The 25755-nt window shown below is 73.8% G+C and carries 17 protein-coding genes; 12 read left to right on the forward strand and 5 right to left on the reverse strand.

The window, feature by feature from the left end:
* Positions 1-522: 522 nt before the first annotated feature.
* From WMF43_RS24575 to WMF43_RS24585, 3 genes are all read left to right on the forward strand, one after another.
* Positions 523-948: an STAS/SEC14 domain-containing protein gene (locus WMF43_RS24575; protein ID WP_437683617.1), complete on the forward strand. Its 426-nt coding sequence runs from the start codon at positions 523-525 to the stop codon at positions 946-948.
* 645 nt (positions 949-1593) lie between these two features.
* Positions 1594-2844, forward strand: coding sequence for a zinc-dependent alcohol dehydrogenase (locus tag WMF43_RS24580; protein WP_437683619.1), 1251 nt, complete (start codon positions 1594-1596; stop codon positions 2842-2844).
* Between the two features lie 206 nt (positions 2845-3050).
* Positions 3051-3959, forward strand: coding sequence for a cation diffusion facilitator family transporter (locus WMF43_RS24585; protein ID WP_437683620.1), 909 nt, complete (start codon positions 3051-3053; stop codon positions 3957-3959).
* Between the two features lie 351 nt (positions 3960-4310).
* On the opposite strand, the gene WMF43_RS24590 is transcribed toward WMF43_RS24585, so the two are convergent.
* Positions 4311-6191, reverse strand: coding sequence for a phosphoenolpyruvate carboxykinase (GTP) (locus WMF43_RS24590; RefSeq protein WP_437684073.1), 1881 nt, complete (start codon positions 6189-6191; stop codon positions 4311-4313).
* 277 nt (positions 6192-6468) lie between these two features.
* Positions 6469-8103: an aspartate:alanine exchanger family transporter gene (locus WMF43_RS24595; protein WP_437683621.1), complete on the reverse strand. Its 1635-nt coding sequence runs from the start codon at positions 8101-8103 to the stop codon at positions 6469-6471.
* A gap of 345 nt (positions 8104-8448) precedes the next feature.
* Here WMF43_RS24595 and WMF43_RS24600 point away from each other — a divergent pair, with 345 nt between their 5' ends.
* On the forward strand, positions 8449-10176 hold the full coding sequence (locus WMF43_RS24600) for a nitroreductase family protein (protein ID WP_437683623.1): 1728 nt from the start codon (positions 8449-8451) through the stop codon (positions 10174-10176).
* Between the two features lie 33 nt (positions 10177-10209).
* On the opposite strand, the gene WMF43_RS24605 is transcribed toward WMF43_RS24600, so the two are convergent.
* Positions 10210-10806 carry a hypothetical protein gene (locus WMF43_RS24605; protein ID WP_437683625.1) on the reverse strand — a complete coding sequence of 199 codons (597 nt, stop codon included), beginning with the start codon at positions 10804-10806 and terminating at the stop codon, positions 10210-10212.
* 882 nt (positions 10807-11688) lie between these two features.
* Between WMF43_RS24605 and WMF43_RS24610 the strand changes: the two genes are divergently transcribed.
* A complete protein-coding gene (locus WMF43_RS24610; protein ID WP_437683627.1) occupies positions 11689-14340 on the forward strand; it encodes a protein kinase domain-containing protein in 2652 nt (883 codons plus the stop codon).
* Positions 14341-14383: 43 nt separating this feature from the next.
* Here the strand turns inward: WMF43_RS24610 and WMF43_RS24615 are convergent, their stop codons facing one another.
* On the reverse strand, positions 14384-16141 hold the full coding sequence (locus WMF43_RS24615) for a DUF6345 domain-containing protein (RefSeq protein ID WP_437683629.1): 1758 nt from the start codon (positions 16139-16141) through the stop codon (positions 14384-14386).
* 352 nt (positions 16142-16493) lie between these two features.
* Here WMF43_RS24615 and WMF43_RS24620 point away from each other — a divergent pair, with 352 nt between their 5' ends.
* The 7 genes from WMF43_RS24620 (at position 16494) to WMF43_RS24650 (ending at position 24538) form a co-directional block, all read left to right on the forward strand.
* Positions 16494-17618 carry a polyprenyl synthetase family protein gene (locus tag WMF43_RS24620; protein ID WP_437683631.1) on the forward strand — a complete coding sequence of 375 codons (1125 nt, stop codon included), beginning with the start codon at positions 16494-16496 and terminating at the stop codon, positions 17616-17618.
* Positions 17615-18691, forward strand: coding sequence for a mevalonate kinase (gene mvk, locus WMF43_RS24625; RefSeq protein ID WP_437683633.1), 1077 nt, complete (start codon positions 17615-17617; stop codon positions 18689-18691). Before WMF43_RS24620 ends, mvk begins: the two co-directional genes overlap by 4 nt.
* The gene (gene mvaD, locus WMF43_RS24630; protein ID WP_437683635.1) at positions 18688-19710 is read left to right on the forward strand and encodes a diphosphomevalonate decarboxylase; all 1023 of its coding nucleotides are present in this window, start codon (positions 18688-18690) and stop codon (positions 19708-19710) included. Before mvk ends, mvaD begins: the two co-directional genes overlap by 4 nt.
* Positions 19707-20696 (forward strand): GHMP family kinase ATP-binding protein, encoded by a 990-nt coding sequence (locus tag WMF43_RS24635; RefSeq protein ID WP_437683637.1) that lies wholly within the window; start codon positions 19707-19709, stop codon positions 20694-20696. Before mvaD ends, WMF43_RS24635 begins: the two co-directional genes overlap by 4 nt.
* 442 nt (positions 20697-21138) lie before the next feature.
* Complete coding sequence (locus WMF43_RS24640) at positions 21139-22098, forward strand: hypothetical protein (RefSeq protein WP_437683638.1); 960 nt, start codon at positions 21139-21141, stop codon at positions 22096-22098.
* 146 nt (positions 22099-22244) lie between these two features.
* The gene (gene hisC / locus WMF43_RS24645; RefSeq protein WP_437683639.1) at positions 22245-23336 is read left to right on the forward strand and encodes a histidinol-phosphate transaminase; all 1092 of its coding nucleotides are present in this window, start codon (positions 22245-22247) and stop codon (positions 23334-23336) included.
* Positions 23327-24538 carry a tetratricopeptide repeat protein gene (locus WMF43_RS24650; RefSeq protein WP_437683641.1) on the forward strand — a complete coding sequence of 404 codons (1212 nt, stop codon included), beginning with the start codon at positions 23327-23329 and terminating at the stop codon, positions 24536-24538. Before hisC ends, WMF43_RS24650 begins: the two co-directional genes overlap by 10 nt.
* A gap of 72 nt (positions 24539-24610) precedes the next feature.
* On the opposite strand, the gene WMF43_RS24655 is transcribed toward WMF43_RS24650, so the two are convergent.
* A complete protein-coding gene (locus WMF43_RS24655; protein WP_437683643.1) occupies positions 24611-25624 on the reverse strand; it encodes a hypothetical protein in 1014 nt (337 codons plus the stop codon).
* Positions 25625-25755 lie beyond the last annotated feature (131 nt).

The following is a 25755-nucleotide window of genomic DNA, read 5'->3' on the forward strand; positions in this document are numbered from 1 at the left end:
TAGATGGTGAAGGGGCATTTCACGGACAAAACATCCTTCATGACTTGCGTGCGAGCTTTCTCTTACGCACGAAGGAGGAGCCGTCCAGGCTCCCAGTCGCTGCGCTGACAAGCGCATCACGCGGCGGCGGCGGGAACGGCGGCGGCGGGCGGCCGGCTGAGGCCGCACCGGCAAGCGCTTGCGGTCTACGAGGCGCTGGGGGACCGGCGCGAGCGCTCGGTGACGCTGTTCGACGTCGCCCGGATCGTCGGGTCGCGCACACCTGTGTCCAGGCAAACAGGCCCGTGGCTCCCGGAGCGCTGCGGCGCGGTGTAGAAGCCATCGCTCGTTCACCGCGAGAATTCGATACGGACAACCGTGGATGGGTGGACGCGGAATCTTGAGCTTGCCCCCACCTGCGCAGTGGGACAGCCCACAGCCACGATGTGCTTGTCGTCAGGGTCGGCGCGCCCGTAGCATATGGGCGCAGCGTGCGATCACCGGCTTGGTATCACCCGGAATCCGGCGTGAAAAGGGGGGCGCATGAAATACATCGGGAAGCACACCGCTTGCGTCGGTGATGTCGAAAATACGTTTGAGGTGGCCTTCCGGGGCGATCTGTCGGTGGAGGATGCGAAGCAGCTCCTCGACTTCATGACATCCGAGTCCGCCGGCTGGAGTTACGTGCTGCTCACCGGCGACCTTTCCGAGATGGGCAAGCTCTCGCCGGATGTCCGGAAAACCCTCGCCACGCTGGGGCGCCGTCTGCCGCCCGTCCGCGGGATCGTCTATTACCGCGCGTCCTTCGCGGTGCGGGTCACCAACGAGCTGGTGATCCGCGCGTATGCGCTCCTCACGGGAGTCGACGTCGCGTTCCACTTCGCCGACGACGCGGCGGAGGCGCGGGCGTGGCTGGCGCGGCGGCAGGAGGAGATCGCATCCAAAGCGCAGCACCAGGTGAGCTCTTGATCGGCGGAGCTTACCTACGGCATCGCCGACGGTCTCTCCGGGGCAGCTGAGCTCACCGCACGCATCGCCGACGGTCTCTCCGGAGCAGCTGAGCTTACTGCCGGCACCGCCGACGGTCTCTCCGGGGCAGCTGAGCTCACCGCCCGCATCGCCGACGGTCTCTCCGGGGCAGCTGAGCTCACCGCCCGCATCGCCGACGGTCTCTCCGGGGCAGCTGAGCTCACCGCCCGCATCGCCGACGGTCTCTCCGGGGCAGCTGAGCTCACCGCCCGCATCGCCGACGGTCTCTCCGGGGCAGCTGAGCTCACCGCCCGCATCGCCGACGGTTCTCCGGAAGCAGCTCCACTGCATTTTCCGCACCCTATTGTCCCCAACCGAGACAATCCGCCACGACCTGCCCTCCAGAGGAGCACCCCGCCCCACCGACCTCGGCAGCCCCCTCGCCCCGCCCCCGGCTTCCCCCCTCCCCCCACGCCATCCCGCCCGTTCCCTCGATCGCCCCCACCTCCGCCCCTCGCGCTGGCACGGGATCCGCACAGACATCCCGCGTCCGACCCCTCAGCCATCTCAGCGGCGCTCGCCGGCCTGCTCCTTCCGCGGCAGCCCGGCGCGCCATCCACCCCTGAAGGGAGAAAGCGAGAACCAATGAAGGCGGTAGTCTTTCACGGCATCGGCGACATCCGGATGGACGACATCAAGGAGCCCAAGATCAAGGAGCCGACCGACGCGATCCTCCGCATCACGGCGAGCGCCATCTGCGGCACCGACCTCCACTTCGTCCGCGGCACCATGCCCGGGATGGTGCCGGGCACCGTCCTCGGCCACGAGGCGGTCGGCGTCGTCGAGGAGCTCGGCAAGGACGTCAGGAACCTGAAGAAGGGCGACCGGGTCGTCGTGCCGTCGACCATCGCCTGCGGCTATTGCTCGTACTGTCGAGCCGCGTACTACGCGCAGTGCGACAACGCCAACCCGAACGGCAAACACGCGGGCACCGCCTTCTTCGGCGGCCCCAAGATGTCCGGCCCCTTCGACGGCCTCCAGGCCGAGTTCGCGCGCATCCCGTTCGCCAACGTCGGGCTCGTCAAGCTCCCGAACGGCGTCAGCGACGACCAGGCCATCCTGCTCTCGGACATCTTCCCCACGGCCTACTTCGGCGCCGAGCTCGCCGAGATCCGGCCCGGCGACACCGTGGTGGTCTTCGGCTGCGGCCCCGTCGGCCTGTTCACGATCGCGAGCGCCAAGCTCATGGGCGCGGGGCGCATCATCGCGATCGACCAGGTGGCCGACCGGCTCGAGATGGCGCGCGACCAGGGCGCCGAGACCATCGACTTCTCCGCCGAGGATCCGCTCGTCGCGATCATGCGCCTCACCGGCGGGATCGGCGTCGACCGGGCCATCGACGCGGTGGGCGTCGACGCCGAGCGGCCGCACGACGGCCCCGCGCACAAGCAGGCGAAGCAGGACGCCAAGGCGTTCGACCTGGAGGTCAAGCAGATCAACCCCGACGCGCGGACCAAGGGCGACACGTTCGTCGCCGGCGACGGGCCGTCGCAGGTGCTGCAATGGGCCGTCCGGTGCGTGGCGAAGGCGGGGACGATCTCGGTGATCGGGGTCTATCCGCAGACGTCGCGCACGTTCCCCATCGGGGAGGCCATGAACAAGAACCTCACCCTCCAGATGGGCAACTGCAACCACCGCAAGTACATCCCGAAGCTCGTGGACCTCGTGCAGTCCGGCCAGGTGGATCCCACGACGATCATCACGAAGCAGGCGCCCCTCGAGTCCGCGATCGACGCCTACAAGGCCTTCGACCGGCGCGAGGCCGGCTGGGTCAAGGTCGAGCTGCGCCCCTCCGCGTCGGGCACGCCCGCCAACCTGAACCGCGCCGTGGCGTAGACCGCTGCGCGCGGCGCCCCCGCCGTCCGCCGCGCGGCGCCCCGGCGGTCCGCCGCGCGCGGCGCTCTCCGGCAGTCTTCCCGTTCGAGCGGGGAATTTCCCGCTCGAGCGGGGACAGTCCCCGCTCGAGCGGGGAATTTCCCGTTCGGGCGGGGAATTTCCCGCTCGAGCGGGCCGCGCCGCCGAGGGTAGTCTCGGAGCCCGCCATGGCCCTCGAACCTCGCCGCGACGCCGACCGCGCCCGCGCCGCGCTGCGCGCCGGCCGGATCGCGGCGATGACCGCGGGCGGCCTCGCGCTCGGCAAGCTCGTCGCTGGCCAGCTCGGCCACTCGATGGCGGTCACCGCGAGCGCCGTCGACTCGCTGACGGACCTCTTCGCCTCCTCGGCGAACGCCCTCGCCATCCAGCTCGCGCACGCCGCGCCCGACCGCTCCCACCCGTTCGGCCACGCGAAGATCGAGACGCTCGCCACGGCCGGCCAGGGCCTGCTCATCGGCGGCTCCGGCGTCTACCTGCTCATCGAGGGCGTCCGGCGCCTGATCTCGCCCCAGCCGCTCCGGCTGGCCGCGGTCACGCTCGGCGCGATGGCGGTCGCCGCGGCGATCACCGCCGCGCTCGTGGCCTATCTCGGCCGCGTCGCCGCGCGCACCGGCTCGAGCGCCATCCAGGCCGACGCCATCCATTACCGCACCGACATTGCCGCGAACCTCGCCGTCTTCCTCGGCGTCGCCCTCACCTATGTCACCGGCATCTCCCGCGTGGACGGCGTGCTGTCGATCGCGGTCGCCGTGTACGTCCTCACCTCCGCGGGCTCCCTCCTCCGCCTCGGCGTGCGCGATCTCATCGACACGAGCGCCTCCGAGGACCGCGTCGCCGCGATCGAGGCCGCGCTCTCCGCCATGCGTTCCCGCGGCGAGATCCTCGGCCACCACGCCCTGCGCACGCGCATCGCCGGCCGCACCCTGTTCGTCGACGTCCACATCGAGCTCCCGGGCGATCTCCCCCTCGCCCGCGCGCACGCGACGAGCGATCGGGCCCGCGACGCCATCCTCGCCGTCGAGCCCGACGCCGAGGTCCTCGTGCACATCGATCCCGGCCGCGACGAGCCCTCGTGATCCCCCGGCCCCGACTCACGTGGGGCTCAAACAACGACAGTCCCAGCCCGGCGCAGCCCCGTCCAGCACCGCAAGTCGACAGCGCTCTTCAACGAACGCGCGAGCGGCTCGCGGCCCCCCATCGCCCGCCTGGTCCCGCAAACACGGCAGGCCCCCGGCGAGGGTGTCCGCCGCGCGGCGTGGGGGACGGGCTGTTGTCTGAGCCCAAATGACGTTGTGTTCCCGGAGTGCGCAGCACGGAGGGGACACAACGTCCATGGCGAGTTCAGCCCGTCCCCTGCGCCGCGCGGCGGACACCCTCGCCGGGGGCCGTGCGACTCGGCAAGCCCCCCGACGACGACATCCCCGTTATCAGCCGCCCGCCTCTCCTTCGTCGTTGTGCTCGTGCTCGTCGAGGTACCGCTCCGGCGCGAGCTCCCACCGCTCCGGCGACCGCCAGAGCTGCGCGAGCAGCAGCTCGCGCATCAGCAGGAACTCCTTGGGCAGCCGGTCATAGAGCCGCTCGAACAGCTCCCCGTGCGAGCCGAACTCCGCCTTCCACGCCTCCCGGTCGACGGCCATGAGCTGGTAGAACTTCTCCTTCGAGAAGCCGTCCATCCCCCGCCACTCGAGGTCCTCGTACCGCGGCATCCACCCGAGCGGGCTCTCCTCGGCGAAGCCGCGGCCGTGCACGCGATCGACGATCCACTTGAGGACGCGCATGTTCTCGCCGAAGCCCGGCCAGAGGAAGTTGCCCTGGTCGTCCTTGCGGAACCAGTTGACCGAGAAGATGCGCGGCGGATTGGCGATCTGGCGCCCCATCTGCAGCCAGTGGTTGAAGTAATCGCCCATGTGGTAGCCGCAGAAGGGCAACATCGCCATCGGATCGCGCCGGACCTGGCCGATGGTGCCGGCCGCCGCGGCCGTCATCTCGGAGCCGATCGTCGCCGCCATGTAGACGCCGAAGCCCCAGTTCAGGGACTGGTACACGAGCGGCACCGTCGTCGCCCGCCGCCCGCCGAAGATGATGGCGCTGATGGGCACGCCGTTCGGGTCGTCCCAGTGCGCGTCGATCGACGGACACTGCGACGCGGGGGTCGTGAAGCGCGCGTTCGGGTGCGCCGCCTTGCGCCCGCAGTCCGGGGTCCACGGCTTCCCCTGCCAGTCGATGAGCTCCGGCGGCGGCTCGTCCGTCATCCCCTCCCACCACACGTCGCCGTCGGGCGTGAGCCCCACGTTGGTGAAGATGGTGTTCTTCCGGATGGTCGCCATCGCGTTCGCGTTCGACTTCTCCGACGTCCCCGGGGCCACGCCGAAATAACCCGCCTCGGGGTTGATCGCGTAGAGCCGCCCGTCGGTCCCGGGCTTCATCCAGGCGATGTCGTCGCCCACCGTCGTGACCTTCCAGCCCGCGAAGGCCTTGGGCGGGATGAGCATGGCGAAGTTCGTCTTGCCGCACGCGCTCGGGAAGGCCGCGGCGACGTACGTCTTCTCGCCCTTCGGCGACTCGACGCCGAGGATGAGCATGTGCTCGGCGAGCCACCCCTGCTCCCGGCCGAGCACCGACGCGATGCGCAGCGCGAAGCACTTCTTGCCGAGCAGCGCGTTGCCGCCGTAGCCGCTCCCGAACGACCAGATCAGCCGCTCGCCCGGGAAGTGGACGATGTACTTCTCCGCGTTGCACGGCCACGGCACGTCGCTCTGCCCCGGAGCGAGGGGCATGCCGACCGAGTGCAGGCAGGGGACGAAGCCGCCGTCCCCCAGCGCCTCGAGCACCTTGCTGCCCATGCGGGTCATGATCCGCATGCTCGCGGCCACGTACGGCGAGTCGCTGAGCTCGACGCCGATGTGCGCGTACGGCGAGCCGACCGGCCCCATGCTGAAGGGGATCACGTACAGGGTCCGGCCCCGCATGCACCCGGTGAAGAGGCGGCGCAGCGTGGCCTTCATCTCCTGCGGATCGGCCCAGTTGTTCGTGGGGCCGGCGTCCTGCTTGCGCCGGCTGCAGATGAACGTGCGGTCCTCGACGCGGGCCACGTCGCTCGGGTCGGAGCGCGCGAGGTAGCTGTCCGGGCGCTTCTCCGGGTTCAGGCGGATCAGCGTGCCCGCCTTCACCATCTGGTCGCAGAGCGCGTCGAACTCCTCCTTGGAGCCGTCGCACACGTGCACGCGATCCGGCTGGCACAACGCGACCACCTCGGCGATCCACCGCCGGAGCTTCTCGTTGGCGATCGACGCCCTGAGCCCGGGGATCGACGGCGGCGGCGGCGGCTCCGAGATGACCGGCGGCGGCGGCTCCGAGTGGACCGCGTTCTGGCTGCGCTGGCTGGGTGCTACGGACACTGGCGTACCCTCCTCATCTCTCAGTCCCCCGTGCATTGCAGGACGCGGGCCGCGCCCGCCCTGACGACAATTCTGGCCGAAATACGCCCGCTTGGCTGCGCCGATTGCCCACGAGCTCGTCCGCCGGGGAGCAGGCGCGCGCACCAGGTGCGCCCCCCGAGCAAACCGTGCGCCGCCGCGCGGGTCGTCAGAGCAGCCGCACGAGGAGCTGCGCCGCCACGATCTTCACGAGCGTCGCCACCGGGTAGACCGACGCGTAGCCCGCGTTCGGCGCCTCGCTGCGCGCCTGCTCCAGGCTGAACGCCAGCACCGCCGGCTGCGTCTGGATCCCGGAGAGCATGCCGGTGAGCACGCCCATCGGGATCCGGAGCAGCCGGTAGCCGACGAGCAGCGTCCCGAACGCGACCGCCGCGGTGATGAGCGCGCCGCTCCCCACGAGCGCCGCCGCGCCGCCCTGCGCCAGCGTGTGCGCGAAGGAGTAGCCCGAGCGGGTGCCGACGCCGGCGAGGAACATCACCACGCCGAGCTGCCGCAGCGTGAGGTTCGTGCCGTACGGGAGCGTCCACACGAGCGGCCCCGTGCGCCCGAGCCGGCCGAGGACGAGGCCCACGAGCAGCGGCCCGCCGGCGGAGCCGAGTTTGATCGGGGCCCCGCCGGGCAGCGGGATCGGCACGCTGCCGAGGAGCAGCCCGAGCGCGATCCCCACGCTGAACGTGATGACGTCGATCTCCGAGATCGCCTTCAAGGAGTCGCCGAGGTACCGCGCGATCGCGTCCATGCGCTCGCGCGGCGCGACGACGCGCACGCGGTCGCCGAGCTCGAGCGTGGTCTGGTCGTCGGGCAGGATGTCCACGTCGCCGCGGCGCACGCGCGTGATGATCGCCCCGAAGCGCTCCGGCAGCCTGAGCTCGCGGAGCGGCCGCTCGGTGATCCCGGGGCGCGAGACGAACACCCGGCGGAAATCGATCTGGGTCCGGTCGAACTCGAGGTGCTCGGCCGTGGCCTCGCCGAGCAGGAGCGCGGCGGCGTTCACGTCGTCCTCGCCGCCGATCACGCCCACGAGGTCGCCGCGCTCGAGCGCCGTCGCGTCGGTCGCGATGGCGAGCTGCCCCCCGCGGCGCATGCGGCCGAAGAGCACGTGCAGCCCGTGGCGCCGCCGCAGCTCGCCGGCCGGGACGCCGAGCGCCTCGTCGCGGGTGACGCGCACCGTGACGTTGGTGAGGCGCTGCGGCGCCCCTCTGGCGTCGCGGCGGCTCCGCAGCTCGGCCTCGTAGTCCACGCGCAGCAGGCGCTGGAGGAGGCCGATCGCGCCGAGCGTGCCGAGCACCCCCGCCGGGTAGGTGACCGAGTAGCCGACCACGGCGCCGCTCGCGAGCGCCTCGCGCGCGGCCTCCGGCGCCGATTTGATCACCTCGAGCGCGCTCGCCAGGGCCGGGGTGCTGGTGGTCGCGCCCGCGAACACCCCGGCGGCGGCCGCGCCGCGCAGCCCGGCGAAGCGCGCCGCGAGCGCGGCGAGGCCGGCGGCGGCGAGCAGCGCGCCGGCGGCGAGCAGCGCGTCGCGCAGGCCGCGCCGGCGCAGCGAGGCGAAGAACCCGGGGCCGCTGGTGAGGCCCACGGTGTAGACGAAGAGGGCGAGGCCGAAGACCGTCACGAACTCGGGCAGCTGCAGCGACGGGTCGACGGCGCCGGCGCCGAGCCCGACGAAGAGCACCGCCGCGACGCCGAGGTGAAAGCCGCCGATCCGGAGGCGCCCCACGAGGAAACCGAGCGCGGAGACGACGAAGAGGAGGAGGAGCGGGCTACCCGCGAGCAGGCGAACCATGGCCGGAACGCCAGAGGGAACGAAACGCACCACCCCGTGTCAAGCGCCTCTTCTCGCGCCGCGCCGCCGTCGAGCTGTGGTGTTGTCGTGCGATCTTCCCGCGACCTCCGCGAGACAACCGCGCTCGCTGCGCGCAGCTCATTGCGCGATGAGCTGCGCGCAATGAGCCATGCGCAATGGGCTACGCCCAATGAGCCATGCGCAATGAGCTACGCGCAATGAGCGTGACACGCCGCGCGCGCTCCCCGTGCGAGCTCATCCATCGAGTCCGCCGCGCCGGGTTTCGCGGTAGCGGCGGTAGCGGCGCCCCGCGCCGCTGCTACCCTGCTCGCCTCGAGCGAGCCCATGTCCAGGAGCCCCGTCGAGCGCGCGCTCTCGTACCACACGCGCACGAAGCACCACCTGAGGCGTTATGCGCGCGCCCTCGGCTACCTCGACTGGAGCACGCAGCCCGAGCCGTTCCGCACCTTCGAGGGCGCGCCCGAGGTCCTCTTGCCGCTCCGGGCCCGCGGCCTCACCGCCGCTTACCGCGACCTCTACCGCCCCGGCGCGGTGGCGCCCGCCGCGGTCGAGCTCGGCGCCGTGGCGGCGCTGTTCGAGCTCTCCCTCGGCCTGTCCGCGTGGAAGGAGCACCGGGGCTCCCGCTGGGCGCTCCGCTGCAATCCCTCGAGCGGGAACCTCCACCCGACCGAGGCATACCTGCTCTCGGCCGGCGCCCCCGGGCTCGCGGCGGGCCTCTACCATTACGTGAGCCGCGACCACAAACTCGAGCGCCGCGCCGCGCTGGACGCCGCGTCCGCGCGCGCGCTCGCGGCCCTGCTCCCTGCGGGCGGCCTCCTCGTCGGGCTGAGCTCCATCCACTGGCGCGAGGCGTGGAAGTACGGCGAGCGGGCGTTTCGTTATTGCCAGCACGACGTGGGGCACGCCATCGCCGCGGTCCGTTACGCTGCGGCGGCGCTCGGCTGGACCGCCCTGCTGCTCGACGACCTCGGCGACGCCGAGCTGCGCGCGCTGCTCGGCCTCGACCGGGACGCGGATTTCGCCGGGGTCGCCGCGGCCGATCGCGAGCACCCGGACGCCGCGCTGCTCCTCGTGCCCTCCGCCCCGGCGCGCCCGGAGGAGGCGCGCGCGCTCGCGGCCGCGGCGCGCGCGGTGGCCGCGAAGGCGCCGGAGCTCGTCCGCCTCGCCGCGCGCGAGGGCGCGTGGGCCGGACGGGCGAACGCGCTGAGCCCGAGCCACGTCGACTGGCCCGTCATTGACGACGTCGCCGAGGCCACCTGGAAGCCCCACACCGAGGAGCCCGCGGCCGTCCCGCGGGGCGACCTGCCGCCGCTCCCCGGCGGCGGCGGCGCCCCGGCCGCGGAGATCATCCGGATGCGGCGGAGCGCGTCCGCGTACGACGCCCGCACCTCGATCGGCGCGGAGACGTTCTACGCCATGCTGGATCACCTCCTCCCCCGCCCCGGCGTGCCCCCGTGGGACGTGCTCCCGTGGGCGCCCGCGGTCCACGCGGTCGTCTTCGTGCACCGCGTCCGCGGCCTCCCCGAGGGCCTGTACGTGCTCGAGCGGTCCGAGGCGGCGCACGACCGGCTGCGGGCCGCGCTCGCCCACCCGTTCGACTGGGAGACGCCGGCCGGCTGCCCGGCGCACCTCGGGCTCTACCGCCTCTCCCAGGCCGATCTCCGGGACGCGGCGCAGATCGTGAGCTGCCACCAGGAGATCGCCGCCGACGGCGCGTTCAGCCTCGGGATGGTCGCCGACCTCGGCGCCGCGCTCCGGGAGCGCGGCGCGCCGTGGTACCGCCGTCTCTTCTGGGAGGCCGGCGTCCTCGGCCACACGCTCTACCTCGAGGCCGAGGCCGCCACGGACAGCGGCGGCCGCGTGCGCGCGACCGGCATCGGCTGCTACTTCGACGACGTGTTCCACGAGCTCTGCGGCATCACCGGCGACGCGCTCCAGAGCCTCTATCACTTCACGGTCGGCGGCCCCGTCGAGGACCCGCGCCTCGCGACGCTCGCGCCGTACGAGCACCTCGAGAAGGAGCGGCGCGAGGCGCTGTCAACCCCGGGTTGACACGGTGGACACCTCCGCGCACCCCGCGCGGGCTCAGGGGGAGATCCGCACGAGCGCGACCGAGTCGAGCTTGGAGCCGTCCTCGCGGCACGCGAACGAGACGATGTGCCTCCCGGGCTCGAGCGCGAAGGTGAGCAGCTTCGTGGTCTCGGACGTCGAGTCGTTCACGTAGTCGAAGTGGAACTCGGTGCCCGTGTATTCGTAGCGGTATCCCTCCGACGGCTCGTAGTTCACGCGGATCCAGAACGAGCTGTCCTTGCCTTCCATGGGCCCGGCGGCGAGCCGGGCCTTGATCTGGTAGGTCCCGGCCTCGGTGACGTCGAGCGGGCACTCGACGCGGTCGTCGTCGCAGCCCGACTCTTCGGGGACGACCACGTAGCCCGCGCCGTGCGCCGTGGGGTCGTCCATGACGACGAAGCTGCCGAAGAGGTTGCAGTCCTCGGCCTCGCACGCGAGCGAGCCAGGGGCGCAGTTCGACTGCCCGCCCGTCGCGCCCGCACCTCCCTGGGACGTCGGGAGTTCCGTGGACGTCGAGGAGGCGTCCCACGCGTCGGACAACCCCTCGAGCGAGCAGGCGCAGACCAGCGCTGGCGAGAGCGCGATCCAGCGTCCCCACCGCGGCAGCCGCACGCCGACACGGGTCGTGCGCGGGCGAGAGGCCGACTTCCCTCCGCCGCACGCCCCACGCCTCTTCGCCCTCTCCGGTTCCGAGCTCGTTGTCACTGCCATGCCTCCAAGCAACACGCGTACCATGCACGAGGTGCTGCCCCCACGCCGGGATCGCGGCACGTGCTGCCGCGGAGCCGGCCGCCGTCCCCCCCGGCGAGCCCGGCGCCACGCCGCGGCGTTGCCGGATCCTACCACGGCCATGGCACATAGAGCGGCTCCCCCGCGAACGCCGCCCGAGCCCCACGCCCCTTGTCCGAGACGAAGAGCGTGCGCTCCCGGGACGGCGGCCACCGCGCACGCCTGCGGCGTCGACATCCGATGCGCAGGGATGGATCGGGGCAGATCGCAAGAATGCCATCGGGAATATCCTTCTTCGCGTTGAAGGGCAGTGTCGGGGGGTATGGCACACCTGCGACAATCTTTTGAAACGACGCGATTCTCACGATGCTAACGCAATGACGGGATGATGCCATGACGCGCTGATGCATCGCCGACACGCGCGATGCGCCAGCGCTGGCGCCCATGCCGGCGCCACGGCATGGCAGCACCGCCGCGCGACGCCGCATTCTCGGCAACCTGAACGCGAATGGAATGGGAGCCGAACGCAAGCCGAAGCAAGCCGACGCAAGCCGACGCAAGCCGACGCGAGCTAACAGGGGCTGAACGTTGAGTTAGCTGAACGCGAGCTGAACGCGGCGCGCGGCCGTCCGAGGCGTTGACAACGAAGCCTGCTGTTGCTTCCATGTTGAATCCGCTCGGCGCAGCGCGCGCCCTCCGGGGCGGCGAACGATGGTGGCCACGGGTCGACAAACCTCGGAGACCGAGCAGACTCAGACGGCGGTCATGGGCAAGTACCGCCTCATCGCGAAGCTCGGCCGGGGTGGGATGGGGGACGTGTTCCTGGCCGTCGCGCACGGGCCCGGGTCCTTCAACAAGCTCGTCGTCGTCAAGCGCCACCGCGGCGTGACCGGGGAGAGCGATAAGGTCGTCTCGATGTTTCTGGACGAGGCGAAGCTCTCCGCCCGCCTCAACCACCCCAACATCGTCCAGACCTACGAGGTCGCTCAGGACGAGGACGGGTACTTCACGGTGATGGAGTACCTGGAGGGCCAGCCGCTGAGCGGGCTCATCAAGGCGGCGACCCAGCGCGACGCGGGCGCGGAGGACTTCACGCGCGGCGTCTGGCTCCGGATCGTCGCCGACATGCTGAGCGGCCTCCACCACGCGCACGAGCTCCGCGACTACGACGGCACGCCGCTCGGCATCGTCCACCGCGACGTGTCCCCGCACAACATCTTCGTCACCTTCGACGGCGCGGTGAAGCTGCTCGATTTCGGCGTCGCCAAGGCGGCCATCAACGAGAGCCTCACCGAGACCGGCAAGCTGAAGGGCAAGACCTCCTACATGGCGCCCGAGCAGGCGCTGGACAGCGCGACGATCGATCGGCGAGCCGACATCTTCGTCGCCGGCATCGTCCTCTGGGAGCTGCTCACCCAGGAGCGGCTCTTCGGGGGCGACGCCGTCGACGCGCTCTGGAAGCTCGCGTCCCTCGACGACATCCCGCCCCCCTCGCGCCTCGTCGCGGGTCTGCCGCCCGGGCTCGACGCCATCGTCGCGAAGGCGCTCGAACGCGACCCGGCGAGGCGGTTCGAGACCGCCCAAGAAATGCGCGAGGCGCTCGAGGTGTACCTGCGCGTCTCGGGCGAGGACGTCCGGTCGGACGAGATCGGCGCGACGATGCTGCGCGTCTTCGGGGAGCGCCGGGCCAGCATGCAGCGGCAGATCAAGGCGTACCTCGACGCCCCGCCGCCGGGCGCCGCGGCCGAGGCGAGCTTGCAGCGCGCGAGCCGGATCGTCATCGAGGCCCCCCGGCGGCTCCCGACGCTGCTCCCCCTCGGGGAGGATCCCGGGCAGCGGACCCCGGGGCCAGGTCGCACCGCGTCCGAGCAGGAGCTGACGGGCCTGAAGGCGGTCCTGAGCCCCACCGCCTCGCCGCCGCGCGGCTACCTGGTCGGGGCGATCGGCATGGCCGCGCTGGGCGCCGCGGTCGCGGTCGCGGCGCGCGGCCCGGGCGAGCAGCGGCCCACGCCCACCGCCGCCTCCGCCGTGCCCGCCGCGGGCGCCGCCGCCGCGGCGCGCCGCTGCGAGGGGGTGCTGCGGGTCCGGATCACGACCAGCGACACCGGGCCGGCCACCGACATCGCGCCGCCCTATAACCAGGGGATCTACGATTACCTGCGCCACCTCAACGACAGCCAGGGAGGGCTCCGGGGCTGCCGCATCGAGGTCGACATCAAGGACGCGCGGTACGACCCGGCCACGACCGAGGAGGTGATCGACGCGTGGCGAGGGGCGCCCGAGTGGCCCGAGGTGAACACGCTGTTCGTCTTCGGCACCGGCCCGACCACCCGCGTCGCGCCGAAGCTCTCCGACGAGAAGAAGCTCATCATCCCCGGCTCGTACGCCGGCTCGCTCGCCACGCCCGCGCCGATCTCGGTCGACGTCTCGCATGCCGAGTTCAACGCCGTGGGCCAGAGCGTCACCGCGACGGAGCACAAGACGAGCCCGGGATATCCGTACGTCTTCTTCCCCGCCACCGACTATTCCACCGCGATCCGCATCGGGATCAAGGCCGCCTGGAAGATCGCGCCCGGGCGCATCGCGATGGTGCACGACACCGTCGATCAGTGCCTCTACTGCGTCGATCCGCTCGCGGCGGGCAAATCGTACGTGGAGCAGCTGCCCGGCATGCTGCTCGGCGAGGATCTCGTCGTCCCTCAGACCTCGTCCCTCGAGCACGAGGCGCTCATCGTCGGCGCGGTGACCGGCTACGTGAAGCGGGAGATCGAGAGGAAGAGGGCGAACCCGGCCTACGTCCCCGTGAGCTGGCTCTGGGCCGGCAACAGCGTCGTCTCGTCGGCCTTCGTCGGCAAGGGCGCCGCGGCCGGGCAGAAGCTCGTCGATCAGGCGTTCCCCGAGAAGGAGCGCTGGCGGCTGCGCGTGATGGCGAACAACTGGGGGATCGGCGAGCAGACGCTCTCGATCTGCGGGGCCGACTGCGCCGGCGCCTTCTACGGCCTCTTCCCGGTGCCCGTCTACGGCGACACCCAGCACTCGAGCGGCATGGCGGAGATGCTGCAGATCCACCGGGCGTACCGCGAGAAGGACAACCACCCGCGGGGCCGGCACCAGGACCAGCTCTACGTCCAGGGCCACGCGGCGGCGCTGATGTGGCGCGAGGCCGTCGAGCGGGCCGTCGAGGCCGGGCACTCGAGGCCGACGGGCGAGCACCTGAAGGCGGCCCTCGAGGGCTTCAAGAACGTGGTGCTCGACGGGATGACGGCCGGGCCGATCTCCTTCAGCCCGACCGATCATCGGCCTCAGGCGAACGAGTCGGTCTACGTGATCGCCGCGGGCGAGCCCGACGGCCGGCTCGCGCTCAAGTTCGTGGATCGGGTCTCGATAGAGCTCGATCCGAGGTGGCTCGGCTACTGAGGCGGCGCGCGGCCGCGCCCCGGCGGCGCGCTCGCGCCGCGGCTCACGTCTTGCCGGAGATCCGCCAGAAGCCGAGCCGCTCGGCCCCGCGCAGATCCGGGCCGACCGGCCCCATGCCCCAGAAGTGATCCTCGTAGTTGGGGAGGGTCCACTCCGGTCCGTAGACCCCCATCACGGCGTAGATCACCTGGTCGTCCGGCTGGACCTCGATCGCCGTCGTCGCCCACGCCTGCCGCAGCGGCGCCGGGCTCGCCTCGTCGAGCAGGCGGCCCGCGAACGCGGCCCCCTCGCTCGTGTCGTCGAACGACTCGGTCGCATACCCGAGCAGCAGGTGCAGGCCGTCGAACGCGCCCGCCCACCGGTAGCGCCACGCGCCGCCGTCGTCCTGGAGCGGGCCGCACGCGGCGACCACCATCCACTCCAGCTCGGCGTTGCCCCAGCGGGCGTCGGTGAAGTGCAAGAACCCATCGCTCATGTTGGTGCAGAACATGAAGCCGGCGCCGTTCGCGTGCCCCGTGTAGAACGTGAGGTCGACCGAGTCCGCGAAGGACGCGTCCTGGCCGCCCAGCGCGGGATCCTTGAAATCGACCTCCCAGGCGCGCTGGTCCCCCCAGTTGAAGCGGGGCGCGACGCCGCCCGCCTGGAAGCGCGCCACCAGCCCGTCGACGTTCGCCTTGGAGTGCGAGAGGCCGCCGCAGCGCCCGACCCACTCGGTGCCGACCGTGCCCAGCGCGCCCTGGCCCGGCGACGGGTCGGGCGGGCGCGGCTCGTCGGACCGCGCCGACGGGTCGGGCGGGCGCGGCTCGTCGGACCGCGCCGACGGGTCGGGCGGGCGCGGGGAGAGCGCGGAGCGCGCGGCCGCCGGAGCGCCCAGGGCCGCCGGCACGATCACCTTGCGGACGTCCGCCACCTCCTCGCCGGAGCGCCGCCGCGCGCTGCACACGTAATGGGGCAGGATCCACCGGACGTCGCTGGAGAGCGGCGGCGCGTAATAGACGAGCTCCGGCGCGGCCGCGAGTTCGGCGCCGTCGCCGAGCGCGGCGGCGCACAACGCGGCGGCCTCCGAGGGGGGGACGATCGCGACGTCCTCGCCGCGCTCGAGCTCGCGCCGGGCGTAGAGCAGGTGGGTCACGACGCCCTCGGGGTCGAACGTGACCTTGACCTTGGCGCCCGGGCCGATGAGCCGGAGCCCCTCGAGCGTCTCGCGGAAGCTCACCTGCGTGTCGAGCTCGGCCCGCGCCACCTCCCGCCCCTCGATGTCGCTCACCTCGAAGAGGGAGTGGTCCACGGCGACCTCGCGGCCGACCGGCAGGCGCGCCGCGTCCAGCGCGGCCCGCGCCCGCGCCGCCGCGTCCGGCCCGGGCAGGACACGCGCCGCCGTCAGCGCGTCGAAATCGACGGCGTCGTCGCCGAGCGCGGTGGCGAGGCCGCGCTCGTCGCGGAACCCGGGCGCGGGCGGGGCGGCCTTCCGCGTGGGCACACGCTGGAACCGCGCGCGATCGAGGTAGCGGATCGCGCCGTCCGGCGCGAGCGCGGCGCCGCGCGCGAAGCCCTCCCGGGCGAGCCCGAGCGCCGCGGCGAGCGCGGCCGCCCGATCGAGGTCGGCACCCGGACGGAGCGCGCGGTAGCTGGGCAGGGCGCGCGGCTCCGGGGCGACGGGCGCCACGCCGCGCGCCGTGCCGGACGCACCCCGACCGGCGCCCTCCGGGCGATCCGCGCGCGGGTCGCCGCCGCTGCACCCGGTGACGCCGCAGGCCACGAGGAGGAAGAAACCAACCACCTGAGCCGGCGCTCTCTTCATGAAAAACCCCCGTTTTCCCTCGGTTGCGGCGCGGCCCGGCGCGCAACGCTGGAGGAGCGGCCTCGCAGGGAGACTGCGCGCGGCGCTCCCGGCCTGCAGCGCGCGGCCTGTGACCCGCGCCAGCGCGCATTGCAGGAGCCAAGCCACCGCGCCGCGGCGCGGCGCGCCGTCTGGCGCGGACGAGCGCCTCGCCGCGCGCGCCGCCGCCGCGCCTCGATCGCGGCCGCCGCCGCGCCTCGATCGCGGCCGCCGCCGCGCCGGGCGCGCCGCCCGCGCCGGAAGCCGAGCAGAAGCGGCCGACTCCGAGGCGCGATTGACCGGCTCCCCGCCGGCTCCTAGGCTCGCGCACTCCATGGCCGAGCACATGAAGGACGGACCGAGCGCACCGCGGGCAGATGCCGGGGCCAGCGATCGAACGCTCGAGGGGACGGCGGACCCCGGCGCGCGCCTGTTCCTCGACTTCCTCTCCTCGATCCGCCCCCAGATCGACGCCTCGCTCGAGCGGCGGTGGCGCGACAAGGTGCGCGACGTGGAGCGTTACGGCCGCGAGGTCGCGGCGATGGCCGCGGAGGCGAAGAGCCTCACCCTGCGGGGCGGCAAGCGGTTCCGGGCGGGGCTGCTCGTCGCCGCCTACCAGGGCGTCGCGCCGGACGCGCCGCTCGAGCCCGCGATCGACGCCGGCGTCGCGCTCGAGCTCCTGCAGACGTACCTGCTCATCCAGGACGACTGGATCGACGGCGACACGGTGCGGCGGGGAGACCGCACCGTGCACGTCGCGCTGGCGGAGGTGCTGGGCGACGTGCACCTCGGCGCCTCGTCGGCGATCCTCGCGGGCGATCTCACCTGGAGCTTCGCGCTGGGCGCGCTCGCGTCCGCCGCGGCGCCGCCGGATCGCGCGCTCGCGGCCGTGCAGCTCTTCTGCAGGATGCACGAGGACGTCGTGATCGGGCAGCACCTCGACGTGGTCGGGCGGGCCGAGGACGTCGAGCAGATGCACGCGCTCAAGACCGGCAGCTACACGGTGCGCGGCCCGCTCGCGCTCGGCGCCACGCTGGCCGGCGCGTCGGCCGAGGTCGTGGCGGCGCTCGAGCGGTTCGCGGCGCCGGTCGGCGTGGCCTTCCAGCTGCGCGACGACCTGCTCGGCGCGTTCGGGAGCGCCGCCGCGACGGGAAAGCCGGTCGGCAACGACCTGCGCGCCGGCAAGCGCACCGCGGTGCTCGCGGCGGCCGAGGGGCGCCTCGACGCCGCCGGCCGGGGCGCGGTCGCGCGCGCGCTCGGCCAGAAGGACGCGAGCGACGAGGCCGTGGCGGCCGCCACCCTGGCGCTCGAGGCGTGCGGCGCGCGGCGCGTGGTGGAGGAGCGGCTCTCCGCCCTGTGCGGCGAGGCCGAGGACCTCGGGCGCGCGTTGCCGGTCACCGAGCACGCCCGCCGGATCCTGAGCGGCGCGGCGAGCGCGCTCCGGTGGAAAGGCGCATGACCGAGGCGCTCGGCACCGCGTCCGGCAAGATCATCCTGCTCGGCGAGCACGCCGTCGTGTACGGCGCGCCCGCGATCGCCGCCGGCCTCGCCGAGCGCGGCGCGCGCGCCCGGGCGACGCGCGCCTCCGGCGCGAGCGCGCTCTGGCTGGGCGGGCGCATGCACGCGGCGTCGCCGGGTGGATCGGGGGCATCGGACGCTGCGAAGGAGCCGGCCACCTCGAGCGGACCGAACGGCGACGGCGTCGCGAGGGCCTTCGCGGCCCTGCTCGAGGCGCTCCTCGGCGCAGGCCCGGTGCACGTCGAGGCGGAGAGCGACCTGCCGCCCGGCGGGGGCCTGGGGAGCTCGGCGGCGCTGGGCGTCGCGATCGCCCGCGCGATCACCGCGCTCGCGCCGCTCGGTCCGCCGGCGGAGCCCCCGCCCGCGGAGGCCGCGGGCGCCGCCGGCGCCGGTCCTGCAGCGCGCGTGCGCGCAGCGGCGGCGGCCTGGGAGGCGGTGTTCCACCACGGCAGGGCGTCGGGCATCGACCTGATGGCCGCGGCCACGAGCGGGTGCTTCCGTTTCACCCGGGCCGAGGGCGCGACGCTCCTGCCCGCGCGCGACGACCTCTGGCTCTGCGTGGGCTCGACGGGGACGTCGCACGACACGGGCGCGATGATCGAGCTCGTGGCGCGGCACTTCCAGCGCAAGCCCGACCTGGCCGAGCGCTCGATCGCCGGCATCACCTCGCTCGTCAACAACGCGGCGCTGGCGATCGAGGCGGGGGACGCGACGGGGCTCGGCCGGCTGATGGACCTCAACCACATGATCCTCGCCGGGATGTTCGTCTCCAACGAGGCGATCGAGGCGCTCTGCCGGCTCGCGCGCGAGGCCGGCGCGCTCGGCGCGAAGCTCACCGGCGCCGGCGGCGGCGGCTCGGTGATCGCGCTGCTCCCACCCCCGCCCCCGGGCGGCGGCCGGGCGCCCGAGGCGGCGGAGCGCGTGCTCGCCGCCTGGCGCGGCGCGGGGTACAGCGGCTTCGTGACCAGGATCGAGGCGCGCGCGACGAGGGCCGCGCGAGAGGAGCAGGCATGAGCGTCGTGAGCCGGGCGACCGCGGTCGCCCACCCGAACATCGCCCTCGCGAAGTACTGGGGCAAACGCGCGGACGGGCACAACCTGCCCGCCGTCCCGAGCCTCTCGGTGACGCTCGCCGGCATGGCGACCACCACGGAGGTCGTCTTCGACGCGTCGCTCGAGCGCGACGAGCTCCACCTCGCCGGCGCCGCGCTGCCGCCGGAGGCCGAGGCGACGCGCCGGGTCGCCGGGCTGCTCGACCGGGTCCGCGCCGCCTCGGGGCGGCGCGAGCGCGCCCGCGTGGTCAGCCGGAACGATTTCCCCACCGCGGCGGGGCTCGCCTCGAGCGCGTCCGCGTTCGCCGCGCTCGCGCTCGCCGCGAGCGCGGCCGCGGGCCTCTCCACCGCGCCGGCGGCGGTGAGCGACCTCGCCCGGAAGACGTCGGTCTCCGCCGCGCGCTCCGCGTTCGGCGGCTTCGTCGAGCTGCGCGCCGGCCGCCCCGGCGACGAGGCGCTCCCGGCGACGCCGATCGCGCCGGAGGACCACTGGCCGCTCGCGGTCGTGATCGCCGTGACGCGCGAGGGCCCGAAGGACGTGGGCTCCAGCGACGGCATGCGGCACACCGCGACGACGAGCCCGTACTTCCCCGCCTGGGTGGACGCCGCGCCGGCGCTCTTCGCGGCGGTGCGCGCGGCCGTCCTCGCCCGGGACTTCGCGGCGCTCGGCGCCGCCGCGGAGTCGAGCGCCCTCTGCATGCACGCCTCGAGCATCGCCGCCTCGCCGGGCCTGCTCTACTGGACGGGCGCCACCGTGGAGGTGATCGCCGCGGTCCGGCGGCTCCGCGGTGAGGGCGCGCCGGTGTTCTTCACCATCGACGCCGGCCCGCACGTGAAGGTCTTCACGACGCCCGAGGCGCGGGGCGCCGTCGAGCAGGCGCTGCACGCCGTCCCCGGCGTCCTCCGCACGATCTCGGCCGTCCCCGGCGGCGGCGCGCGCCTCGTCGCGAGCGGCGGCGCGCCCGGGAGCGCGGGCCCGTGATCGTCCGGGCGCCCGGCAAGCTGGTGCTCTCGGGCGCGTACGCCGTGCTCGAGGGCGCACCCGCGCTCGTGGCCGCGGTCGACCGCTACGTGCTCGCCGATCCGGAGCGCCCCGCCGAGCACGAGACCGAGGAGGTCCGGGCCGCCATCGCCGCGGGGGCGCTCGACCGCGCGGTGTGGTTCGACGCGTCGGCGCTGCGGGCGGAGCAGCCGGTCGCCGTGGGCGGCGAGGGCGCGGGCACGGCCGCGGCCGCGCCGGAGCGCCGCGCGAGCCGCAAGCTCGGCATCGGCTCGAGCGCGGCGATCCTCGTCGCAACGCTCGCGGCCCGCGCGCGCCGCGCCGGCGCGCCCGCGAGCGCCCCCGGGTGGGACACCGCGAGGATCTTCGCCGACGCGCTTGCCGCGCACCGCCGGGCGCAGGGCGGCGGCAGCGGCGTCGACGTCGCGGCGAGCGTCTACGGCGGCGTGCTCTGCTGCCGCCTCGCGCCGGGCGGCGAGCTCGCGGTGACGCCGCACGCGCTGCCGGCCGGGCTCGTGATCGAGGTCTTCGCCAGCGAGTCCTCGGCGCGCACGAGCGTCATGCTCGAGCGCGTGCGCGCGCTCGCCGCCCGCGAGCCCGAGGCGCACCGCGCGCTGCTCGGCGCGGCCGCCGAGGGGGCGAACGCCGCCGTCCGGGCCGCCGACGTGGCCGCCTTCGTGACCGCGCTGGACCGCCAGGTCGACGCCCTCGCCGCGCTCGGCGACCGCGCCGGCGCGCCGATCGTCACCCCCGAGCTCAGGCGCCTCCGCCTCGCCGCGGCCGCCGAGGGCGCCGCGTTCGCGCCGAGCGGCGCGGGCGGCGGCGACGTCGCCCTCTTCGTCGGCGGCGCGCCGCCCTCGGCGGCATTTGTCGCGGCGGCCCGCGCGTCCCGCCTCGAGCGCGAGGTCATGTCGATCGGCGCCCCCGGCGTCCACGTGCTGGACGCAGCCCATCCGCCCCACGCCTAAGCGCGCCCCCCCGGCGATCGTGCGCCGCGCGGTGCCGCGGCGCTTGGCACGGCGCCCGCTCTGCTCGCTCTGCCATCCACCGCGGCGTCGCGCTCTGGCGCGGCGCCGCGGACCTCCGCGAGGCGTATCGAGATGCGAAGGACGGAACAAGCATGAACTCCGTGGAGCTCGCGGCGCCCCGACGCCGCCAGAAAGCTCTGTTATTTCATGTAGATATCGTCCTCTCGACCGAGGGGCGCGGCGGGCGCCCTCGGCCCGGCGGTGCGCGCCGCCGGGCTGGGCGGCGCCGGCGCGCGCGCGGCGAGCGTGACCTGCGTTCACAGGGCGCGGGCGCCGTCGTGCCGACGCGCTGGTGCGCCGGTCGGCCGACCGGCAGTTCGCTGCCAGAGGGGGTGGTGAACGGAGCGAGGTGGCACGAGGACCAGGTGAGGAGGGGGGCTCCATGACGACGTGCGATCGAGAGCTTTGCCGTTTCGAGGATGTGCTTGCTGCGAGCATGGCCGAGTCGAGGGCGACGCTGGCAGCGTTCGGCGTCCAGGTCGCACCGCTGCGGCGGCGCACGGCGCTCACCTACGTCGGCCGGGTGCTGATCCACCCCTACAACCTGCTCTTCGTGGGGAGCGCGCTGCTCCTGAGCTTCATCGGCTGGAGCCCGCTGCTCTTGCTGCTCGGCCTCGGCGCGGAGCTCGTGATCCTGTGCATCGTCCCGTGGCGCGGTTACGTCCGGCAGCGCATCGACGCGCAGCTCGACGAGTGCGATCGGGCGGCCTGGTCGAGGGCACGCGAGGCCTTGATCCGGCAGATGGACATCCGGCATCAGCAGGAGCTCGCGCGGCTCGACCGGCTGATCGATCGCACCCGCGAGAACATCCGGCGGCGCGGCGGCGCGGTCCCGCTCCTGCTCGACGGCGACGGCGACGTCGGGCTGAACCGCCTGCTCACGAGCTACATCCGCCTGGCGATCGCGCACAAGGCCGGCCAGGAGTCGCTCGCGATGACGAACCACAACGAGCTCATGGACACGATCCGCTCGCTCGAGGCGGTCCGGAGCACGTCCTCGGGGCGCACGCGCGGCCTGTCCGAGCGGCGGCTCTCGATCGCCTACCGGCGCGCCGAGTGCTGGAGCAGGACCCGCGAGGGCCTGGAGCTCGTCTCGCAGAAGCTCGCGACCATCCTGGAGCTCATCCAGCTCATGCACGAGCAGTCCATGACGCCGGTCGACTCGTCGTCGACCTGCGCGGAGATCGACCGGTTCATGCGGGAGCTCGACGGGTTCGACGGCGGCGAGAGCGCGCAGCGCGAGCTCGACGCGCTCGACCTGGAGAGGGCGTTCGAGTTCGAGGAGCTCGAGGCCGAGCACGGGCAGCAGGGACGATCCGCGATGCGGCTCGTGGCGCGGTGAGGGAAGGTCCCGAGGGTCACTTCCGCGCTGGCGGTCACCCCCGCGCCGGGACATCGACCCCGCCTTCGGCGGTCGATGGCGTCCATCGCCCGGGTGAGATATCGCTCCCTGACCCCCGAGGCCCGCGACGACCGCGGGCTGAGCCGATGCCGCCGCCCGACTTCCTCCCCGCCCTGCTTCGTCCCGAGCTCGCCGAGCTCCACGCCTACACCCCGGTCGCGGGGGACTACCCGGTGCGCCTCGACGCGAACGAGAGCCCGCCGCTGCTCTCGCCCGAGGCGCGGGCCGCGCTCGCGCGCGCGGCGGCGCCCGAGAACTGGGGCCGCTACCCCGACGCGCGCCTGGTCGAGCTCCGCGAGGCGATCGCGGCCCGCTCGGGCGCCGAGCCCGACGAGATCCTGGTCGGCGTCGGCTCGGACGAGGTGATCGCGATGGTGCTCACCGCGCTCAGCCGCCCGCGGCAGGGCGCGCGTGAGGCCAGCATCGTCACGGTCACGCCGACCTTCGTGATGTACAAGCTGAGCGCGCGCGCGCGGGGCATCCGCGCCGTCGAGGTCCCGCTCGACCGCGGCTGGGACCTCGACGTCGCCGGCCTCGCGCGCGCCGTCGAGTTCGCGCGCCCCAACGTCGTGTTCATCGCCTCGCCGAACAACCCGACCGGCGCGCTCATGTCCGAGGACCGGCTCGAGGCGGTCATCGCCGCGGCGAAGGACGCCCTGGTGATCGTCGACGAGGCGTACATCGATTTCGCCCCGCGCGATCAGCTCGCCCTGCGCCGGAGGCACCCCAACGTCGCCGTCCTGCGGACGCTCTCGAAGATCGGCCTCGCGTCGCTGCGGGTCGGCTGGCTCATCGGCCACCGGGAGCTCGTGGCCGAGCTCGACAAGGTCCGCCAGCCCTACAACGTCCCCGTCCCGTCGCAGCGCGCGGCCACGTTCGCCCTGCGCGAGCTCGACGGGGAGCTCCGCCGCGTGGTCGCGGTCGTGACGAGCGAGCGCGAGCGCCTCGCGCGCGCGCTCGCCGAGCTCGGGCTCGACGTCGCGCCGAGCCACGCGAACTTCCTGTGGGTCGGCACGCGCCGCCCTGCCGGCGAGGTCTTCGAGGCGCTCGCCGCGCGCGGCGTGCTCGTGCGCAGCCCCGGCGCGGCGGGCGGGCGCCTCGCGCACCGGCTCCGCATCACCGTGGGCCTCCCCGAGGAAAACGACCGCCTGCTCGCCGAGATCGCCGCGTGCGTGTAGCCCTGCCGCGCCCTGCCGCGCTGCTCGCGTCGCTGGCGCCGGTCGTGTCCCGCGCGCCGCTCATGTCCCGCGCGCCGGTCGTGTTCCTCGTGTCCGTCGCGTTGCTCACCGGCTGCGGCGGGACCACGGTCGCGCGGGCGGTGGACGGCCAGGTCATCGAGGGCCGCTTCATCTCCCCGCGCGCGTACACGCTCTACGCGATCGGCGCCGAGGCCGAGGCGCGCGGCGACCTCGCGATGGCCCTCGCGGCGTACGAGCAGGCGGAGGACAGCGATCCCGAGAGCGCGGACATCTGGACCCGCGTCGGCGCCGTCCGCTGCCGCCTCGGCCGCGTGGAGGCGGCGGCGGACGCGTTCGAGCGCGCCCTGGCGATCGACGCGGAGTACGAGCCGGCGCACCGCGAGGCGGCGCGCTGCGATCTCGCGGCCGGCCGGCTTGCCGCCGCGCTCGTGCGCGTCGAGCGGGCGATCGCGCTCGATCCCGATCGCGACGACGGCCTCCTGCTCCGGGCCGAGATCCTGCGGCGGCTCGGCCGCACGGACGACGCCCGCCTGTCGCTGCGGGCGCTGCTCGTGCGCCGCCCTCGGTCGGTGGACGCGTGGCGGGCGCTCCACGCGGTCGCGATCGACGCCGGCGATCGTGCGACGGCCGAGCAGGCGGCGCGGCGGTTGCGCGAGCTCACGTCGTGGAAGGGCGCCGCGCTCGGGCTCGCGGCGCCCGCGCGGGCGCCGCTCTCGGAGCTCGACGCGGCGCTGCTCGACGGGGAGCTGCGCCGCGCCCGTCGTCTCGCGCAGGACGCCGGCCTGCCGCCCGCCGAGGTCGCGGTGCGAGCCGCCGCGCTGGGCCGCGCCCGCGAGGCCCGCGAGCAGGCCGAGCTCGTCTACGGTGCGGACCCGTCGAGCGCCTCGGCGCTCGTGGCGCTCGCCGTGGCGGCCGATCTGAGCGGCGACGAGGAGGCGCTCGCGCGGGCCTGCGATGCGCTCCACTCCCCCGCCGCGGGCGGCGGCCCCACGGTGCCCCCGTCGCCGCTCGCCCGTCTCCTCTTCGCCGATCTGCTCTCCCGCCGTGTCGGCCGCGACGCCGCGCTCGCGTGGCTCGGCCCGTTGCCGCCGCCCGCGCCCGGCGCGCGGGATCTGCTGTCCCGAGAGGTCGAGCGGCGCGTCCAGCGGCAGCTCGCCCGGAGCGCGCCCGCGGCGCCCTGAGGCCACGCGGCGCCCCGAGGCCGGGCGCCGGCGCTCACTTCTCAGCGCCTCACCGCGCCCGGTTGCGCCCTGTCACTTCTTGTTGCGCTTGGCCTCGTTGAATTTCTCGAGGTCGAACTCGAGCTCGAAGTCGACGGTGTTGTCGCCTTCCTTGATCTCGATCTGCTTCTTCACGTCCTTGCTGATGGCTGGCAGGAGGGCGGCTGTGAGCACCTTGCCCACGGGGATGTTCTTGATCTCGAACCGGCCATCCAGGTCGGTCACGTCGTGCGTCGGGAATTTCAGCACGAACACGTCGGCCTTGAGGAACGGCTTCGGCAGCTTGTCGGTGAGCGTGTAGTACCCCGGTTGCGGCGGATAGAACTTCACCGGGTCGCCTTGCGGCATGGCGACGAGGACGGCCGTGAAGGGTGCGCCGTCGAGGTTTGGCATGTACGGCTCCAGCGGATCGCGGTTCCAGACCTCGACGCGTTGCCCGTAGGACATGGCGACGGTCCGGCTGGAGAAGGCGCATCCGTGGATGGTCACCTTCTCGACCTCGTCGCGTTCGGGCACGTACCCGCTGTAGTTGACGACGGTGACGAGCGCGTCGGCGAGCGCGTTCTGCTGGCCCACGCGGAACAGTCTCCCGTACGTGGCCGCGGCCTCGCCGCACTTGCCGGTCGGAAAGCTGAGCCCCGTATCGGGCGGCGGGTCTCCCTTGATGGTGACGCGTCCGCGCAGCGTCCCTGTGGCCCCGCTGTACGGCGCCTGCCGTTTCGGGTTCATGACCTTGATGACGTCCTCCGACGTCAGCGAGATCTCAGGCACCGGCGGCAGCGCCGCCGCGCTCGCGCCAGCCGCCGCGCTCGCGCCAGCCGCCGCCTCGCTCGCGCCGGCCGCCGCCGCGCTCGCGCTGGCCGCCGTGCTCGCGCTGGCCGCCGCGTTCCCCGCCGGCGCCGCGCTCGCGCTGGCCGCCGCGCTCCCCGCCGGCGTCCCTCCGGTCGTGTTGCCTCCTTGACACCCCACGACCCCGAGCAGCCCGAGCGCCGCCGCCCGCATCCGCGCCGTCGTCGCCGCTCCCACCTTCCTCTCACCGCTTCGCATCGGCCGCGACTTTAGCAACTCGCGAGCCCCGCGCAGCACCCCTGAAATCCCGCGCGCCGCCCCGCGCCCGAGCCCTCCAGCTGCCACCTCAGCCAAGCAAGTTGGCGCCCCGCAGCGCCCCGCCCCATCGC

It is taken from the genome of Sorangium sp. So ce131, from assembly GCF_051519095.1.
GTDB lineage: Bacteria > Myxococcota_A > Polyangia > Polyangiales > Polyangiaceae > Sorangium.

Bases quoted from the DNA above. Each gene is read 5' to 3' on its own strand.
- WMF43_RS24575 (WP_437683617.1), top strand. From the start codon at position 523: ATGAAATACATCGGGAAGCACACCGCTTGCGTCGGTGATGTCGAAAAT.
- WMF43_RS24580 (WP_437683619.1), top strand. From the start codon at position 1,594: ATGAAGGCGGTAGTCTTTCACGGCATCGGCGACATCCGGATGGACGAC.
- WMF43_RS24585 (WP_437683620.1), top strand. From the start codon at position 3,051: ATGGCCCTCGAACCTCGCCGCGACGCCGACCGCGCCCGCGCCGCGCTG.
- WMF43_RS24595 (WP_437683621.1), bottom strand. From the start codon at position 8,103: ATGGTTCGCCTGCTCGCGGGTAGCCCGCTCCTCCTCCTCTTCGTCGTC.
- WMF43_RS24600 (WP_437683623.1), top strand. From the start codon at position 8,449: ATGTCCAGGAGCCCCGTCGAGCGCGCGCTCTCGTACCACACGCGCACG.
- WMF43_RS24610 (WP_437683627.1), top strand. From the start codon at position 11,689: ATGGGCAAGTACCGCCTCATCGCGAAGCTCGGCCGGGGTGGGATGGGG.
- WMF43_RS24615 (WP_437683629.1), bottom strand. From the start codon at position 16,141: ATGAAGAGAGCGCCGGCTCAGGTGGTTGGTTTCTTCCTCCTCGTGGCC.
- WMF43_RS24620 (WP_437683631.1), top strand. From the start codon at position 16,494: ATGGCCGAGCACATGAAGGACGGACCGAGCGCACCGCGGGCAGATGCC.
- mvk (WP_437683633.1), top strand. From the start codon at position 17,615: ATGACCGAGGCGCTCGGCACCGCGTCCGGCAAGATCATCCTGCTCGGC.
- mvaD (WP_437683635.1), top strand. From the start codon at position 18,688: ATGAGCGTCGTGAGCCGGGCGACCGCGGTCGCCCACCCGAACATCGCC.
- WMF43_RS24640 (WP_437683638.1), top strand. From the start codon at position 21,139: ATGACGACGTGCGATCGAGAGCTTTGCCGTTTCGAGGATGTGCTTGCT.
- hisC (WP_437683639.1), top strand. From the start codon at position 22,245: ATGCCGCCGCCCGACTTCCTCCCCGCCCTGCTTCGTCCCGAGCTCGCC.
- WMF43_RS24655 (WP_437683643.1), bottom strand. From the start codon at position 25,624: ATGCGAAGCGGTGAGAGGAAGGTGGGAGCGGCGACGACGGCGCGGATG.